Source organism: Roseiconus nitratireducens (assembly GCF_008629675.1).
Lineage (GTDB): Bacteria > Planctomycetota > Planctomycetia > Pirellulales > Pirellulaceae > Stieleria > Stieleria nitratireducens.
The window spans coordinates 1-15,154 of sequence record NZ_VWOX01000029.1; the positions used below are offsets into that span (position 1 = coordinate 1).

A 15,154-nucleotide genomic window follows, 5' to 3' on the forward strand; every position below is an offset into this window, starting at 1 on the left:
AAGGAATTGTTCTTTAACCTTGTGGAATCAACTCTCAACGTACTGACGGAAGAAGATCTCAAAGAGATTGAGGTAAATGACTTAGTGCCCTTCAATTTCAATTCTGCTGAAGGCTGGGTCGGAAGTCTTCACGCATGGGCATTTCGATACCAAATGCCGTTGCTGCGTTGCACAATGACGACGTGGGGGCGGGAGAATGGAGACCGCAGGGAGTTTTTTGAGACCGTGAACCTGTGGCGACAATTGGACAGAGGAACACGATATCCCGCTCATCCGATTCGCTGGACCTTGATCGATGATGTGTTCACTTCATCCGTATCAGCGATTCGAGCGTTGCTTCGACCCGATCTTGTACTAACAGAAAATGAGCCATGGCCGTTGGCCGACATGCCGGTTCGACATGCCGGTTTTGCATCATCGCCCGATACTTCTCAGCAGGAAGATGACCACAATTCAGCAACGAAGGGTGTTGACTCTGAAGACTTGCGGTTCGAACAAGCTGCCAATGCGGTTGACGGCGATGCTTCCGAAGTTTCAGAAGAATCAGAACAAAGCTCGACCAAGGCTCACGAGCTTATCGAGACGCATGACAACAAATGGCATGTGCGATTTTCTGGGTCGGATGTAGTCGAAGTTATCGGTCAACAGGCGGGACTACATAGAATTGCCTATCTGATTGAACACTCGCCCAATAGCGTTGACCCTGTGACTCTTCATCGGATTAGTGGCCAAGTTGTGAAAAGAGGAGGTCGCCCTAGGAAAGCGTCTGAAATAGAGCCCGATATCGAACTTCGCATGGACTTGCCCGGGGGCGGCAAACGAAAGAAAGCCTATGACCCCGAAGGTAAGGCAGATTTGCTCCGTCGCTTGGAGGAGTGTCAGTCAGACATGGAGAATGCTATAGAACTTGGAAGCGCAGGTCGTGCAGAGCAATTAAGCGATGAAATTGTCGAAATAGAAGAAGCACTTAATGCATATTTTCGTAATAGCACATTCAAAAACGCCAAGGACAACATCAAAAAGTCGATCGATAATGCAATTAATGAACTGAAGACAAAGCGACCCGACATGGACCAAGAATTGTCATTACTGCGTGAGCAACTCGACCTATCCGCCAAGCAGCCGAGCTTTATCCGAAGGAAAGGACGCTCGAAATGGGTAGTAAAGAGGTTCGGTATGAGATAGTTCTGTCCCTAAGTAAACGCTCGCATTGTTTCCGTCGCTGTCACCCTCACCAATCTTCTCTCATCTTTCAGGTGTGAACTCAGGTGGACAGGTATCCCCATTTTAATCGAAGTAAGCGGTTGAATCGCCGTCACTTCCATAGCCGCAGTGCCAACAAATATCGATGCGGTGCTCGACCCTAGCGCCACAAACAGGGCACTGGAAGAGCCAATCAGCCGGTGGGACAAACGTCGTCTTTGGCTCCTGCCTGCCTGTCACTCGGGTCACACGAGAGTCTGGATTGAACGGCCACGGCAAACTGGCAAAGTATGGGTCTCCACCGTTTCGAAGGAATCGGTGGTACTCGGGATCATTGCCGTGAAGGATCGCCATGCCGATTCGAACGAAGACCCATCCGAATCCGCCGTACAAAAGGATGGTTCCAACGGAGAGCGCCAAAACGAACCACGGCGACCACTGTTTGTTGTTGATCGGCGTGTTGAACGCCCAGCCAATGATCGTCCAAATGATGTAAAAGACGATCATCGCACGGAGGATAATTACAAATCTGGAAGTTCTCAAAGCTGAAGTGACTCCTTGGAAAATGGAAATTAAAGATCGTCGATGTCGAGGTCGTAGCCCCACGATGAGTACGGATCATCTGGATCTTCATCGAGACCGTCAGAAAGATCTTTGATCAGGTGCCAATGGATCTCTGGCTCGACGTAACTATCCGCTGAAGGGCCGTTTCCGAACTCCTCCCGATCAACAAACAGCTTCGCCGCAGCTTGGAGGTATTCACCGATCTCCTTGCGTGTCACATTCCCAGTGGCTTCAATTGTCACCGGAACGATATAGGACTTTTTCTGGAACGGTTCGTACTGCGCATCGATGATCTCTTGGATCTCTTTCATCGCTTCCCACAGAGAGGGATACTTCTTGGCTGAAGCAATGTCACTGACGAATCGCCAGCCGTCCCAGTAAGTCCTGTCGTTGAGTTTTGAGATAACGAAGCCGTCGCCAACTTCGATTGGTTGCAGAAACACAGATGCTCCTTTGGAAGAATGGGAATTGGCTGGGCTTGTGAGTGATCAAGAATCGTCTTGATCCAGCCCCCAATTGACAGGGTTTTCCGAGTCTTTGTTCACTGGGCCATCTGTGGCTTTGAGATATCCCCAATGAATGATTGGGGCGACGTAAGAGTCTTTGGGGCCGTTTCCGAATTCCTCAGTGCGAATGCTCAAGACCGAGGCTCGAAAGAGGTATTCAGCAATCTCTTTCTCTGTCACGTTTCCTTGGACGGAGATCTCCACCGGCACTACATAATGACGCTGTGGAAGATCCTTGTAGTGCTCTTTCAGAATGTCTTGAATGGCGAAGCAGGCGTCTGACGGGGTGTGAAACTTCCGTGCGGAATCGAATTCATCGGTGAACGATTCACCGTCCCAAAGTTTGCGATCATCGATTCGCAGGATAAGAAATCGCCGAAACGGGTCTTTGCCGAACGCTTGTGCTCGTAAGAGCATGGCTGTCTCCTTTTTCGAGGTTGAATCGGTGCGAGACAGAACAAGCGGGTGTCAGTTAATCGAGTGATTGCTTGCGACCCTATGCTCGACATAAATTAGGGGCGGCGGATTTTTGGCGATGGCAGTTGCCATTCAGCTTTCAAGCTGATGGCGGATAGGCGGGGATTCAGAAAGTTGCGATTTTTGCAGCAACCTTGGCGGGGATCAAAAAGCGAGAGGTTTAACAAAAGCGACAACGCACTAAGCTCGGCAAGGGCAAGCTGGGGACTAGGCTTTCCAAGGTTCCATCAACAATTGTTTGATTGTTTTTTCTGCGACAACCTTTCGGTTGGCCGAAGAAAATCGACGCCACCATTCCATAGACGCCACCATTCCATAGAAATGGCGCTAAAACAAACGGGACCATCGCACGACTGGCGATGGTCCCGGTCCCATTGCGATTTCATTCCGGCTGCCATCCAAAATAGAAACGTGGTGCGTGGGTAAACATGAGACTGCCTCGCTCGCCCGTATCCAACTTGCGAACCACAATGAACGGTGCCATGAAACCCAGTGGCTCAAATTCGGCACGCATCTCATCGGTAGACCAGACTCTTCCATGAGTCTTTTCCAGTTCAGCTTTCGTCGCTTCAGTTTCATTCAGTTCAGCGACCAATTCTTTGCGGATTGCTTCGGTTGGATCGTTCATGATTGCTCCTCGGTTGGAAGTGTTGGCTGTCAGTTACGCTTCACAAGCGGGTGTCAGGTAAGAATCAGTAATCTGATGGCCTGAGTAGCGTTGTTGCGGAGCGATCCCATTCGGTGATCACCCAGACTTTCGAGCCATCAAGAAGCTCGTAGGAACTCAGAAGACGTTCGCCATGCTCAAGTGCGAGGTTGTTCGCTTGGGCATCGTCGGGATCAACGATTCCCCAATCCCCTCGAACATGTCGATCCAACAGATCGCTTGGTGCTTGATTGTTCTTGTCAAGAAGTTCAAGGCATCCGGGCGTGGCAGTGACTCGGCCCAATGGAAACAATGGCTTGCTCATGATGATCTCCGTTGTGTGCCAAAGAAGAGCCATGGCGTTGAACATGGCCCTGTTGATGTCTCTCAAGCGGGTGTCAGCCGTAGACGGCGACCACGGCGGATTTCACTCGTTGCCAGTCATCCTCATCGAACGATTCTTTCTCGACTTCGGGAAGCGGAGTGACGTAAGCAGACTGGATCGCATTGGGATCGTCGCTCGTGAAGCTGATTGCTGGAGCCCAACCGAATCCGCAACCGGGGGCACCAAGAGATCCCATCGTTTCGGTTGATTCAGCTTGCAATCCGCAGTGTCCGACAAACTCGTCGAACTCTTCACGGCTCAGGATGGCGCACCATTTCCGATGCGATCCATTGGTCCAGCAACCTTCCAGATATCCGTAGTCGTACTGCTCGTCCTCTTCGGTCTGATCCCAGAGTTCATCGACTTGGGGAGGAGCGTAGAGATCAATGTCTTCGCCTTCGGGACAATCGACGCTGTAGATGATGGAGAATTGCATGTGGCACCTCGCTTGTGGATGTTGTGTGAGCCGGTCGTCTTGGCTCTGTTAATCCACAAGCGGGTGTCATCGGCGAGTAATGCTCAGACGATGATGGCTCGTGACTGGCGTTTTGCTCGTCGCCGTTCGTGATGCTCAATCACTTCAGCACGCCACTCGGCATTGCCACCGAATTCGTCGATGGGAACCATATTCAGATACTTGAGCGGGCAAGAGTAGTAGTACGGGTGCATCGATTCATCCATGTCTTTGTAACCCCATCCCGAATCACGCTGGTATTGAAGAAGATCGCATGTGATCCAGCGTTGTTTTGGTTCGATGTCTTCACCGTCTTTGATGAATCGACGCTCCCAAACGGCCCAAAGCACGCCGGAAAATCCACCGCCACGGTAGCAGTGGGCCAAGCATTCGGATCGAACGATTGTTTCGCCCGATGTTCGCTCCCATGATTCAGTTCGGTCGCCGATCAATTCTTTTCGGGTCAGGTCGCTTCGGAAAAGCCATCCCATTTTCATTCTCCCTTTTGAGTCGAGTGATGTGACAACAATCAAGCGGGTGTCACTCGGCGTGTTCGAACTCGGTCGGGAGAACTCCATCAGTTGGCAAGCCTTCGCCGTGGTATCGACAAGGAAACGGAATTGCGGCTCCTTCTTGTCCGTAAATCATCAGATGATCCAAATCGAGGACTTGGCCGCTGGGACCGTAGTGGCGGCTGTCCTCGGGATAATCGCCAAGATATTCGTCTTCGACGACGATCAGATGGCCGTACTGTTCGTTATCAGCCAGTTCATCGATGGCATCCGACATGCTGTTGGCTTCGACGATCAAGAACAGCGGCGTGTAACTACCACCAATCTCAATCAGCCAAGTTTTTCCAAACCAATCGCCGGGATTCAGGACCGGGATGTTGGTTAGTTCGTGGCCGTGCAGGTTGCCTGATGCTTTGATCTCGCTCATCGTTTGCTCCATTCCAAAAATTGTTTTTTGTGATGGATAACAAGCGGGTGTCAGAGCGGGATCACGTCGTATTCGACCGACTCACCGTTGGCGATCTTGTCGATGGCAGAGAGTGCCGCCATCTCACGTTCGGTGGTCATGCGGCACAAGCTGTTGAGTTTGCTTGTGAATGACAGAGAAACCGGATGATTGATCAGATCGTCGCCACAAACGCCAGAACGCTGAAGAGCAAGCAGGTGACGATGGAAGCAGCCAACAATTGCGACGAGATTAACGGCATCTTGGATTGCAGCAGCGTCTTTGGCTGCTGCTTGTTCAGCTTCGTTGGTGCCGTTTGCGATGGAAGTGATCTGGTGCATTTGGATCTCCGAAATCGTGAATAAGTGTTTCGAAGATCAAGCGGGTGTTGATTCGTCAGACCATCTTCCCTGTCTGATCGCTGAACATCCATTTTCGATCATCGAAATCGAAGTTCCCTTCGTTGCGAAAGAGCATCACGCTCACGTCAGGCGGAATGTTCTTGAGCATTTCGGGCTGGTCATCGATGTACACGTTGATTCCCCGCTCTTTGATAACTTCGGCCTTTGCATCGAAACTGCTCACCAGCACAACGTCGGTGAATTTGATGCCATTCTTTTCAAGGTCAGCAATCGCTTTGGCTCGGTCACTGCGATAAGTGACGACGATTACTTCGCCCGGCCAAACGTGGGTAAGGACGCTGAAGAATCTCGGTGACTCATCAACGCATCCGTCGAGGTCGATGCCGAGGGTCGGTTTTGGCTGTTCGAAGATGCTCAAGAGAATGTCCCTTGCTTCGTAAATTTGGTCTTTCAAGTTCATTGGCTATCCCAAAGGCAGGTAGCTGCCGCTCGAATCGGAGGGTCGAGCATGAAGATATCGGCCCGTGGTGGCAACGCAACTATGCCCCAACGTCGCCTGAACCAAGTGGATTGGAGCGCCTCGATCCAGACTGTGGGAAGCATGGGCGTGGCGAAACCAGTGACAGGAAACCTCTTTCGGAATGCCAGCACGTTTGGTCGCCTTTTTTACAACTCGCCATACGGCAGATTCGCAGAGATGCCCCTTTTTGCGGCTCCTGAAAACAGGAGCTTCCAGTGAGGCGTCACCACGCAAGGTCATCAGCGTATCCCAAGCTGATCTCGGCATGAGTACGGATCTGGTTTTCTCGCCCTTAGCGAAAACGGTGATCTGACCCGTAGAATCCCGATCCTGCAAATGACGCCACTTCAGTGCGCATATTTCAGAAACCCTGAATCCACCAGCGTAAAACGTCAGCAGAATCGCTCGGTTTCGTGGGTTTGGCTCCAGCGAGATGATCCGCAATACCTCCGTCTCACTGATAATTCGCTCCGACAATTCATCTCTGAATCCCGGCAACTTCAATGCTCGGCCAACGTCGAATTGCAAATAACCAAGTCGATGACCGAACGCCAGCAAGCTCTTCACGGCGCTCATGGCTCGATTCGCAGACGATGGCTTCAATGACTGGCCGAGATGATCGGCGAACGCCTGAAGGTCGATCAGCTTCACCGAACGAAATGGCTTTTTCACGAAATCTATGAAACGATCAATCTCCCTTCGATATCCCCGCTGAGTGTTTTTGGGACGACCGTGCAGCCAGAGAGCAATCAATTGGTCGTCCGAGTCGGCCTGCTGGATCATCTGGCCCGCTGAATCAGGCGAATGCAAGATAACGTGACTTGTGTTGCTTAATTCCGAGCGCTTTTCGGATTTGTTTTCGCTCATCTTTCTCGCTGCTTTCCTCGTAAAACCGAACAGTTTCAAACCAGACTTCCGCCGAACCTCTAACGGAAATCGACGGACATCGAACGGACTTCTTCGAGGTTTGAAACAACCACCGATCAGTCACACAACACTTTTCACCCGATTCCCGAACGCTTCATATGTCGGAAAACTGTGCGGAGAATGTCGTTGTCGTCTTCGCCGCTGGCACCATTCGGGTAGCAGGACTCGACCGCCTCACCCACCTGGCTAGTCGTCAAGCCGGTGAGGCCGAGGGCCTGAAGACTCTCCAACAATTCCGTATGATCTGCTTTGGAAGCGGGTGTTACCTTTGGCTTCTGTGGCGTTTCGGATCGCTCGTAAAAGAGGACGTATTCCCCGTTCACGCCGATGCCCATCTCTCTCGCCTTCAAGTTGTCTTCGACCTGACTTGCATTGAAATACGGTCGGCCATTGGACAGCCGAAGGGGCGAATGGAATGTCCCCCGCTTAACGTGCCAGTAAAATTGGCTGCGGCTCATCTTCAGCAGCGAACACATCTTGCTCACTGTGATAGCAGCTTTCGGTTTGTTCTCGGTCATCGTGTTTACGGTCATCGTTCAGTTGCCTTGCAGAAATCGGACAGTTCAGACACAAAAAAATCAGGCTGTGTTTGCCTTAAGGTGCTCGTGTCCAGCGGGTGTCAGGCAGCGGCCTTTCTCGTTCTTGGTGATCAATCCAAGCCTGATGAAATCGCCTTCAAACATCTCAATTGACTGACGAGGCAAACCGAGATGCGTGGCCAATACGTTGAGCCGTACCGGCCCTTGATGTTGCTTCAGCAGGTTGAGATAGCTCTGTTCCACCGGATCAAAACCCAGGGCATCGATCCCCTCCATTTCTGTCATCTCTTTGATGTGGCGGGGCTCGATGAAGTCGCAGCCATTGGCAGAACAAGATCGCTTGGCAGCTTCCAGCATTCGGACGGCGAGTCGTGGAACACCACGGCTTCGTTTGGCGAGTTCGTGGATTGATTTGGGATCAATCCCCCACCCAAGACGCTTGGCTCGCTGCTCGATCAGCACGGCCATTTCGTCGCTGGAGTAGTGCGTCAATCGGAGCAGGATCTTGAACCGGTCTCTTGAACTGGTGGTCAGCATGTATTCATGCGTGGTCGCACCGATCAGCGTAAAAGGCGGCAATGTCACCGGCTTCTTCTTGCCGCCTAGAAATAGCTTTCGGTCCTCGGTCGCCCTGTAGAGGCAGATCTGGACGGTTTCATTTAGCTCCGCTATTTCATCGATGAACAGGATTTGGCCCGGTTTGTCGAGCATCATCAATAAACCTTGCATCTGACTGACGTTCCCGATGTTATTCGCCAATTCAACATGGACCTCGGTGCAAAGTTCACGGGCTACAAGCTCGCTCAGCGTCGTCTTCCCAGTTCCTCCCGGTCCTGCCATAAGCAGGTGTGGGAACGACACGTTCTCTTCACCGTGTTTGCTTCGTTCGTGCCAGTAAGCATCAAATGCCGTTTGCAGAACTCGAACGGCTCGGGTTTGGCCAACAACTTGGCTCAGGCTGGTCAAGATTGGTTCAGTCTCGTGCATTTGTTTCTCCGTGTTGGTTGTTCTGTCAGACAAGCGGGTGTCACTCGATGTTCATTCCGTTGAAGACATGGAAAGCAACAAATGCCATCACGTCCTCGTTGGGGCAATCGCTCTGCATCAATCGCCGCCATGCAGCACCGGTGGATTCGTTGTTCCGTCCCATTCGTCGCCAGATCTGAAACGCCATCAGTGCGTGGTCATGGCAGTCGAAGAACTCGCCCGACATCGTGCAGGCATACAGGCGGTCTGGATCTGGAATGAGCGACAGTAGTGGTTGAAGTTGCTCCCGCTCTTCGTCAGTGATCATTGGTGTTTTATGCATCGTTTGGCTCCGTAACAAAATATGGATTGATCGATGCCAACCAAGCGGGTGTCATTTCGAAAGTGAAAATGGGGCCTCCTTGCCCCATCGCCACACACAACACCTAAGCGGCAACTTCGTCGGCAAAACCGACTGGAGTGACAGCGACATCGAGATCCTTGGTGACGAGTCGGCCAGACCGCTTCATCTTTGGAAGGCGGTCGATCAACTCCTTCCTTACAGTTGATATCGCTTCCTGAACGTCATCAATTCGAGACTGAATGGCGCTGTCCTCGTTCACCTTGTCGTCCATGGCCTCAGTGATTGCTTCACGGAGAAGCGACAATGCATCGTCCCGGTTCAGCCCTGCCTTCTCCCAGAACAGGGCCAACGTGGAGACCAAGGGAATGCTGACGGTCGGGCTCACGAATTGGTCAGCGTGCTTTTCGACGCTGCCCCTGACACGAACAACGATCACTTCGTCGATCTCGTGTCGTCCGACTGTGAAATCGGCGGACTCTTTGCCCCAAACTTTGGAAAGCAAGTTCTTGATTTGGTTCATTGTGTGGCTCCTTGTTTTGTGTGGGTGACTGACTGGCATACAAGCGGGTGTCAGTTCGTGGAATCAAATTTTGGAATGACGATCAGCGGATCATCGGGAATCATTTGCTTCACGGCATCTGGCTGGACTTGATCGGCTCGATATGGAAGTCTCAGCGAGTGTCCGTCTCTCATGTCGCACAGCATCAGGAAGACGTATTGGCTGGCAATTTCGCTCGGTAGCGGCCATCGAAAATGCCAATAGGAACAAGCAATCTCAAATGCCCACTGCCAAGCCAATCGCCAGCTTTCGCCCTTGGGTCTTATGCCGTATCGCCAAAGGTGCGACCGAACTTCCCTCACTCGACGTTTGCTTGGGCTGCCTGGAAGGAATCTGTCGTCAGGCATAGTTGTCTAGTGTTTGAAAAGTTGGAATTTGAAAGGACCAAACGGAAACGCCGGGGATAGACCAGTAGTGACTTCAGGGCTTCTTGGATGGCAGCAGAACTCCACCGCTCACCGGCCAGCTTTGTTGCAGTGGCTCATGCTGTTCTTCGAAGTGCCGAAGCCGGAAGTGACGTTTGATCATCCCCGGCGTTCCGTTCGGTTGTCCCGATCAGGACAGGTGACAAGCGGGTGTCAGAAAGAGCGAGAAAGTTCGCTAGTACGACTTTGATCGAGCCAGAACCGGTTGGTTGCGGGCTTCGGGCGCATCTTCAGCGTCTCGGCTGAAAGAGAGGATGTGCTGATCCACAACCTTCGACGAAAGAGCGGACGCCTTGAAGATGTACGTCGAATCGTTGGCCATGGCAGAGAGCCATTGCTTCAAATACGAAGCACTGTTTTCCGTGGTGGCCGTCGTGCTTATCGAAAATGCCCCCATTAGAAATGAAGCGCCCAACTCTGCCACAAGCTCTTCGAAGGCGTAGGTTTCCTTGGTTTGTTTTCGTTCGAAGTCACTGCGAGTAACTCCCCAATGCACGAGTTCATGCAGAAGCGTTTCGTAGAACGATTCTGGACTTTCGAATTGGTGCCTGAATGGCATCGTGATCGTATCGTCGGAGCGTCGATAAAAGGCCCGGTTGCCCCCGTAGTTGATCGTTGCCCCAGTCGCTTCGATGACTTCATCGGCGTGCTGGTAGCGGATTTCGGAATCGAGGTTTGGCTTAGTGTGGCCAACTCGGAATTGATCGAGGCCGGTGGTTTGCTCGGCGTTGAACACGCTGAACTCCCGCATGACCATGAAGCTGTCGTCGGTTTCTTTTCCGTTTTCGTCGATTCGGCTTCGTTTGATTGGCTTCCACAAAACAATCTTCGTGGCTTTCTGACCTTTGCGAACAGAAGCCCCGTTGAATTGGATTTGCTTGAACGTGCCCCACCACTTGCTCTGAAAGTTCTGCTTGGCGGCAGAGCACTGAAGAATCAACTGGTTGATCCCACGGTAAACGGCTCCCGTGCTCAGGCTGGTGTGAAGTCCCGGCGAGTTCGGATCGTCCGACCAAGGTTTTCGCCAAGGAGGAAGCGATCCATTGCTCAGGCTTTCGATGATGGAGTTAGTAATGTCTTGGCGGATGTCGTTCTGGCTTCGCATTGCGGCTGCTCCTCGTGAATGAGTGAAGTACAGCGAGCAAGCGGGTGTCAGCATCGGAATCTGGGCCAGCTTTCTCCTCAACTACCTGTAGCCAGCTTAAATTGAGCACTTCTCAATCAGAGGAAAGGGAGATGGCAAAAAAGAGACGACAACAAAACCTGGACGAGAAACTTCGAGATTCCAAAACCGCAATTGAGTTGCTCGACATTCTCATCGAAGAGACGATGGGCGGGATCGAGTATTGCCAATCGCAGCTAAAGAAGCGTGATGCTGCATCAAAGGCCGTGCAGTCGACTTTTGAGGAGATCCTTCAAAGACATGAATCTGAGTTGCGAACTCTGCAAAGGCGACGGCGGCGGCTTCAAGAGATCCAAGAGAACAAGAAGATTCCTGCGAAGCTGAAGAAACAGATTTCAGCGCTGGAGAGGGACATCATTCTGCTGGGCCGAAGTTCTTGGTCAGGTGGTTCTTCAACGATTAGGAACCGAAAACGTGACCTTGCAGATTTGCTTGAGCAAGTCGAAATTTGCTTGAACCCACCAAAACGGCTGAAGACAGTCAACGACAAATTCAAGGTCGGTGAGTCATACTCTCGGCAGTCGGTTACTCGATCCTACGACTCGCTTATCTGGCAGGTTCTTCGGGCACACTTCGAGTTTCCCTCGACCACAAGAAGTGGCTCCTCAAAGGTCGTAATCGCTGCCGCTCTTCCTGCGAAAGAAGAATATGCTGCAGTGAAAGAAATGCATTTTACGAAGACACTTGAGACTCTCGTAAATGACGCTTACGAGATCGTTGCAGAACTTGCAGAGGAGATGGAAGAAGCCTTTGAGAATACGCCTGAAAGCCTACAGGACAGCGATATTGGACAGGCCAGAGAAGAGGCGGCGAGTCAACTAGAATCGATTTCGGCGGATGCACCAGAAGTTCCCGATTCGCTTCAAGAATACAAGGTTATTCACTTTCCATCAAAATCAGGAAAGAGTCGGGCAGACCGTGCAGGTGTAGCGGCAGGCATTTTGCGTGCGGCGATTGGTGCTGTTCGGCAGCATCTCGATCCACCTCCGAAACTCCCAAGGTCTGAACGAAAAAGTATTGACGAATTTCTTGTTCAACTTGAACGTGACATCGATGAAATCGAAAGCGTCGAATTTCCTGGCATGTATGGCTAGAGAACGGCTCTGGCGCAGCCTCTTCAATCATGCCTGTGCTTCAGGTCTTTGGCGGAATTCGCACCAGAGTTCGTTAAGTTCCTTTCGCCTCCACTTCCATATCCATTCGGGAATGATTGGTGCCGAAGCTCTAGCGAGTTGATATTCGTGGACCAACTTGATTGATTCAGTTTGATTCAGCTTCTTCTCGTTCAGCAATGATTCTGCTCGCTTTTCGATTTCCTCAGCACGAGCGGAAAATGCGAAATAGCCAATCGCAAGACGTAGCAGACCTAGCGACAACCCCAACAAGAGGACCGAAGTCACAATTCGGCTGATTGCGACGAGGTTGACCTGGCTGGTTATCGTTAGGATGCTCACCACGAGCGCCGCTATCGAGCCCAGTATTGCCAAGCCAATAACGGTTATGCAAATCCAAAGCATCGTCTCGGACAAGTGCTTACTCCACCAAGCCGATTCCATGACGTTTTCCACACCTCGCTTAGCCCCAGGAGACTCCTTGCTTGCAAAATATGGTTCATCGGATTCGAACTTCCTTGCCCCCGACTTAACAGAGCGTGAGCAGCGAGCAACCAAGTCAGATAATTCACGGCCAGAAATCTCCCATCCGAAACCGTCTTGCATTTCGATTTTTCGTCGCAGCCCTTGCCCAATTCCCCTGACTCGCTCCATGCGATATGCCGCAAGTTCCGAAGCGAGAGTGGCCGCAGCTACAACGAATGGGATCGGCTCGACTGAAATGTTGACAAAGAAGACACTAACACCAACCAGAAATGCGATGGCTTTCAGAACCAACGAAAATCCCCACCACCACTTGGCTGACTGATCGAGACTACGGCAAAGCGATATTGGGTTAAGCGGTGTGTGGTTCTCAGCCATATGTTGGAAACTCCGATCCAAAGATCTCTCGCCACCAGTAGATTGCATTCTTGTGATCGCCCTGCTGCTCGTACATGTTGGCAAAACTGGCACGCTGCGCAGCGTTATTCATGGCGTCTCTTATCTTCGTTTTTGTTTGCCAGTCAACACCTTCGTCCAAAGGTGGTCCAAGTCCCTTTGGGTCAGCGCATGAAGACATTAAATGGGTCTGGCAGTTCTGGAAGAAATACTGCAAAGCGGTCGGATAAGCCTGGATGGGAGTGCAATATGCGAACACGTTTTGCACGAGAGTCTCGAAGTAATACGAAGCGAGGCGAGGCTTATGCGTGCGGCGGTTCCAGAACTTTAGCAACCGCATGACTGGCAAAAAATTGCCGCTGTGTCGCTTGTTCGTTGCAGTTACTCTCTCGCTATCCTTCCGAGGATCAGTTCGAATCCAATTGCCGCCTCCGTCTGGAATCAAATAATACGCAATTCCGCTTCCTGTGAAGTCACTGACCGGAAGCGCCGGAACGATGTCGAATGCCCAGTCGTATGAGGCCAAGTTAAGGACTACCGCCTGCTGGCTTCGCTTGATATCCGCTTTTCGGTAATTCGTAATGGAAGACAGCGACGACTTGATCTGATTTAGAACACGGCGTGAATTAACATTCCCATAGCCGTCATTAAAGCCAGAAAGCGGAGCGGAGTTGTCGGTTATCCTAAGCCGGTAGGTGTACCCGTAGCCTGAACTGTGACTCTCAGTTCCTCGTCCATTGAGTAGGATCATCAAGTCGATGTCGTCGAGTGGTCGAATTTTCGTTTTCCGAGCGAATGACCCAAACGAAAGGTAACTAGACCAACTCATGTCGGGGAAAGCCGGATCTTTGGTGTCCAGTGATTTCAGTTGCTCAAACAAATAGTCCCGGCTGGAGCGGGCAGTGCTCGTTGTACTAGACGGCAAGTCCACGCTATCCCGCCGAAATGCATCGAAAGCGGCCCAAACAGTCAACGCCATCGATTTTTCCTCGAATGATGAGTTGGATTTCCGGTTCTGCTTTTCGTGTCCATAACGCTCATTGAAGGTCTTCCAGTTCAAATTTCAGGTGCGAACCCAATGTGCAAATGTGGACAATTAGTTCGATGACTTCCTCTTTTCGAATCGATACTTTGCGCCCAATGTTGCTGCGGACATCGTTCGTCGCCTTCAAGTAGGCTTCATCAACGATGCCCATTTTGTGTGCCAATAGATGGCGCTTCTGAAAGCATCGGCAGGCAAATTCCCATTCAGTCGGACTGAGTGCAGAAGTAATGTCTACCCTGAACTGAGCCAGTACATTTTTCTGTGCTCCAGCCAGGTTCTGAAACGAGATAGCAGTCGCCTTCGCAGTGTCATTCGCTTTTGATGAAAAGATCCGGCACGCCTCCCTTCCAAACCCGTCAAAAGCGGACACGCAGTTCTCCAACGCATCTGAAATAAGCAGAGCTGATAGGTCGGCATCGACGGATTCAGCTAGGTCGAGCTGCTTTTGAGCAACCGCCAGGTTCTTCTCCAGAATCTGAAGTGAGTTGTGCTGGCGGCAATCCGGGCAGTAGGCAAATGTGCCGTAGACGGTGTACCGAAGGGTGCATTGATCGCAGACTACTTCCTCCTCAAGCTCCAACTCCGAGTAGTGGCGAACAGGCTGTGGTCGACCTTTGACCTTCATGCTGAACCCAATCCCAAATGGCCCCTTGGGTCGATGGTTGAACTCCAATGATTTCAAATCCTTGAGTACTGCCCCCGTAATCTTGTTGATTGCAACCGATTTTGCGAATTCGACCTGAGCCTTCGTGAAGAACTGATCCTGCGAAGACGTATGACCACAATATGGACAGTGGCATGGCAGATTCTCTCCAGTTAGGCCCGTTCCAGGGGTGATCTTGAAATAGCCTTCGCACTCCGGGCATTCACGCCCGATATAACCATTTTCATCCCTTGGAATTGGGATCGAAAGCTGGCTACCAAGTCGTCGCAAGTGTCTCATTTTCGCCAATCCTTTTCAGCCTGATCTCCGCTAAAGTCACCCGTTCTTAACTACGCTATGGTTCGCAAAACAAGAAGTCAAGGCTCCTGCTGGTTGAAACTGGCTGGGTTTCGCTTTAGACTGCTTGCTGGCGCATTA

General features: G+C 51.4%; 21 protein-coding genes. 2 read left to right on the top strand and 19 right to left on the bottom strand.

All coding sequences use genetic code 11. From position 1 onward, the window contains the following. Window positions 1-1,185 (top strand): hypothetical protein (locus FYK55_RS29305; RefSeq protein ID WP_161604785.1); only part of this gene is annotated, 1,185 nt, incomplete at its 5' end. Between the two features lie 102 nt (window positions 1,186-1,287). Here the strand turns inward: FYK55_RS29305 and FYK55_RS27205 are convergent. From FYK55_RS27205 to FYK55_RS27280, 16 genes are all read right to left on the bottom strand, one after another. After that, complete coding sequence (locus FYK55_RS27205) at window positions 1,288-1,746, bottom strand: zinc ribbon domain-containing protein (protein ID WP_161604786.1); 459 nt, start codon at window positions 1,744-1,746, stop codon at window positions 1,288-1,290. A gap of 29 nt (window positions 1,747-1,775) precedes the next feature. Further along, entirely contained in the window at window positions 1,776-2,210 is a 435-nt protein-coding gene (locus FYK55_RS27210; RefSeq protein ID WP_150079769.1) for a hypothetical protein, read from the bottom strand. Between the two features lie 45 nt (window positions 2,211-2,255). After that, window positions 2,256-2,690, bottom strand: a complete 435-nt coding sequence (locus tag FYK55_RS27215; RefSeq protein WP_150079770.1) for a hypothetical protein — start codon at window positions 2,688-2,690, stop codon at window positions 2,256-2,258. 442 nt (window positions 2,691-3,132) lie between these two features. Next, window positions 3,133-3,378, bottom strand: a complete 246-nt coding sequence (locus tag FYK55_RS27220; RefSeq protein ID WP_150079771.1) for a hypothetical protein — start codon at window positions 3,376-3,378, stop codon at window positions 3,133-3,135. Between the two features lie 64 nt (window positions 3,379-3,442). Then, a complete protein-coding gene (locus tag FYK55_RS27225; protein WP_201743825.1) occupies window positions 3,443-3,766 on the bottom strand; it encodes a hypothetical protein in 324 nt (107 codons plus the stop codon). 28 nt (window positions 3,767-3,794) lie between these two features. Continuing rightward, window positions 3,795-4,217, bottom strand: a complete 423-nt coding sequence (locus FYK55_RS27230; protein WP_150079772.1) for a hypothetical protein — start codon at window positions 4,215-4,217, stop codon at window positions 3,795-3,797. A gap of 83 nt (window positions 4,218-4,300) precedes the next feature. Then, window positions 4,301-4,726, bottom strand: coding sequence for a hypothetical protein (locus FYK55_RS27235; RefSeq protein ID WP_150079773.1), 426 nt, complete (start codon window positions 4,724-4,726; stop codon window positions 4,301-4,303). A 49-nt stretch (window positions 4,727-4,775) separates the two neighbouring features. After that, a complete protein-coding gene (locus tag FYK55_RS27240) occupies window positions 4,776-5,174 on the bottom strand; it encodes a hypothetical protein (RefSeq protein WP_150079774.1) in 399 nt (132 codons plus the stop codon). A 50-nt stretch (window positions 5,175-5,224) separates the two neighbouring features. After that, window positions 5,225-5,533, bottom strand: a complete 309-nt coding sequence (locus tag FYK55_RS27245; protein ID WP_150079775.1) for a hypothetical protein — start codon at window positions 5,531-5,533, stop codon at window positions 5,225-5,227. A gap of 55 nt (window positions 5,534-5,588) precedes the next feature. Next, window positions 5,589-6,014: a hypothetical protein gene (locus FYK55_RS27250; protein ID WP_150079776.1), complete on the bottom strand. Its 426-nt coding sequence runs from the start codon at window positions 6,012-6,014 to the stop codon at window positions 5,589-5,591. 3 nt (window positions 6,015-6,017) lie between these two features. Beyond that, on the bottom strand, window positions 6,018-6,941 hold the full coding sequence (locus tag FYK55_RS27255) for a tyrosine-type recombinase/integrase (RefSeq protein ID WP_150079777.1): 924 nt from the start codon (window positions 6,939-6,941) through the stop codon (window positions 6,018-6,020). Window positions 6,942-7,075: 134 nt separating this feature from the next. Then, window positions 7,076-7,519 carry a helix-turn-helix transcriptional regulator gene (locus FYK55_RS27260; protein WP_235909017.1) on the bottom strand — a complete coding sequence of 148 codons (444 nt, stop codon included), beginning with the start codon at window positions 7,517-7,519 and terminating at the stop codon, window positions 7,076-7,078. 60 nt (window positions 7,520-7,579) lie between these two features. Then, window positions 7,580-8,527, bottom strand: coding sequence for a Holliday junction DNA helicase RuvB C-terminal domain-containing protein (locus tag FYK55_RS27265; RefSeq protein ID WP_150079779.1), 948 nt, complete (start codon window positions 8,525-8,527; stop codon window positions 7,580-7,582). Between the two features lie 40 nt (window positions 8,528-8,567). After that, window positions 8,568-8,849 carry a hypothetical protein gene (locus tag FYK55_RS27270; protein ID WP_150079780.1) on the bottom strand — a complete coding sequence of 94 codons (282 nt, stop codon included), beginning with the start codon at window positions 8,847-8,849 and terminating at the stop codon, window positions 8,568-8,570. 103 nt (window positions 8,850-8,952) lie between these two features. After that, the gene (locus FYK55_RS27275; RefSeq protein WP_150079781.1) at window positions 8,953-9,390 is read right to left on the bottom strand and encodes a hypothetical protein; all 438 of its coding nucleotides are present in this window, start codon (window positions 9,388-9,390) and stop codon (window positions 8,953-8,955) included. Window positions 9,391-10,029: 639 nt separating this feature from the next. Next, window positions 10,030-10,959 (bottom strand): ArdC family protein, encoded by a 930-nt coding sequence (locus FYK55_RS27280; protein WP_161604787.1) that lies wholly within the window; start codon window positions 10,957-10,959, stop codon window positions 10,030-10,032. Between the two features lie 131 nt (window positions 10,960-11,090). On the opposite strand from FYK55_RS27280, the gene FYK55_RS27285 reads away from it, so the two are divergent. Next, complete coding sequence (locus FYK55_RS27285; RefSeq protein ID WP_150079783.1) at window positions 11,091-12,131, top strand: hypothetical protein; 1,041 nt, start codon at window positions 11,091-11,093, stop codon at window positions 12,129-12,131. Window positions 12,132-12,158: 27 nt separating this feature from the next. Here the strand turns inward: FYK55_RS27285 and FYK55_RS27290 are convergent, their stop codons facing one another. The 3 genes from FYK55_RS27290 to FYK55_RS27300 form a co-directional block, all read right to left on the bottom strand. Beyond that, window positions 12,159-12,926 carry a hypothetical protein gene (locus tag FYK55_RS27290; RefSeq protein ID WP_150079784.1) on the bottom strand — a complete coding sequence of 256 codons (768 nt, stop codon included), beginning with the start codon at window positions 12,924-12,926 and terminating at the stop codon, window positions 12,159-12,161. A 76-nt stretch (window positions 12,927-13,002) separates the two neighbouring features. Further along, the gene (locus FYK55_RS27295) at window positions 13,003-14,088 is read right to left on the bottom strand and encodes a hypothetical protein (protein ID WP_201743826.1); all 1,086 of its coding nucleotides are present in this window, start codon (window positions 14,086-14,088) and stop codon (window positions 13,003-13,005) included. Next, window positions 14,066-15,016: a hypothetical protein gene (locus FYK55_RS27300; protein ID WP_150079785.1), complete on the bottom strand. Its 951-nt coding sequence runs from the start codon at window positions 15,014-15,016 to the stop codon at window positions 14,066-14,068. Before FYK55_RS27300 ends, FYK55_RS27295 begins: the two co-directional genes overlap by 23 nt. Between the last annotated feature and the right edge of the window lie 138 nt (window positions 15,017-15,154).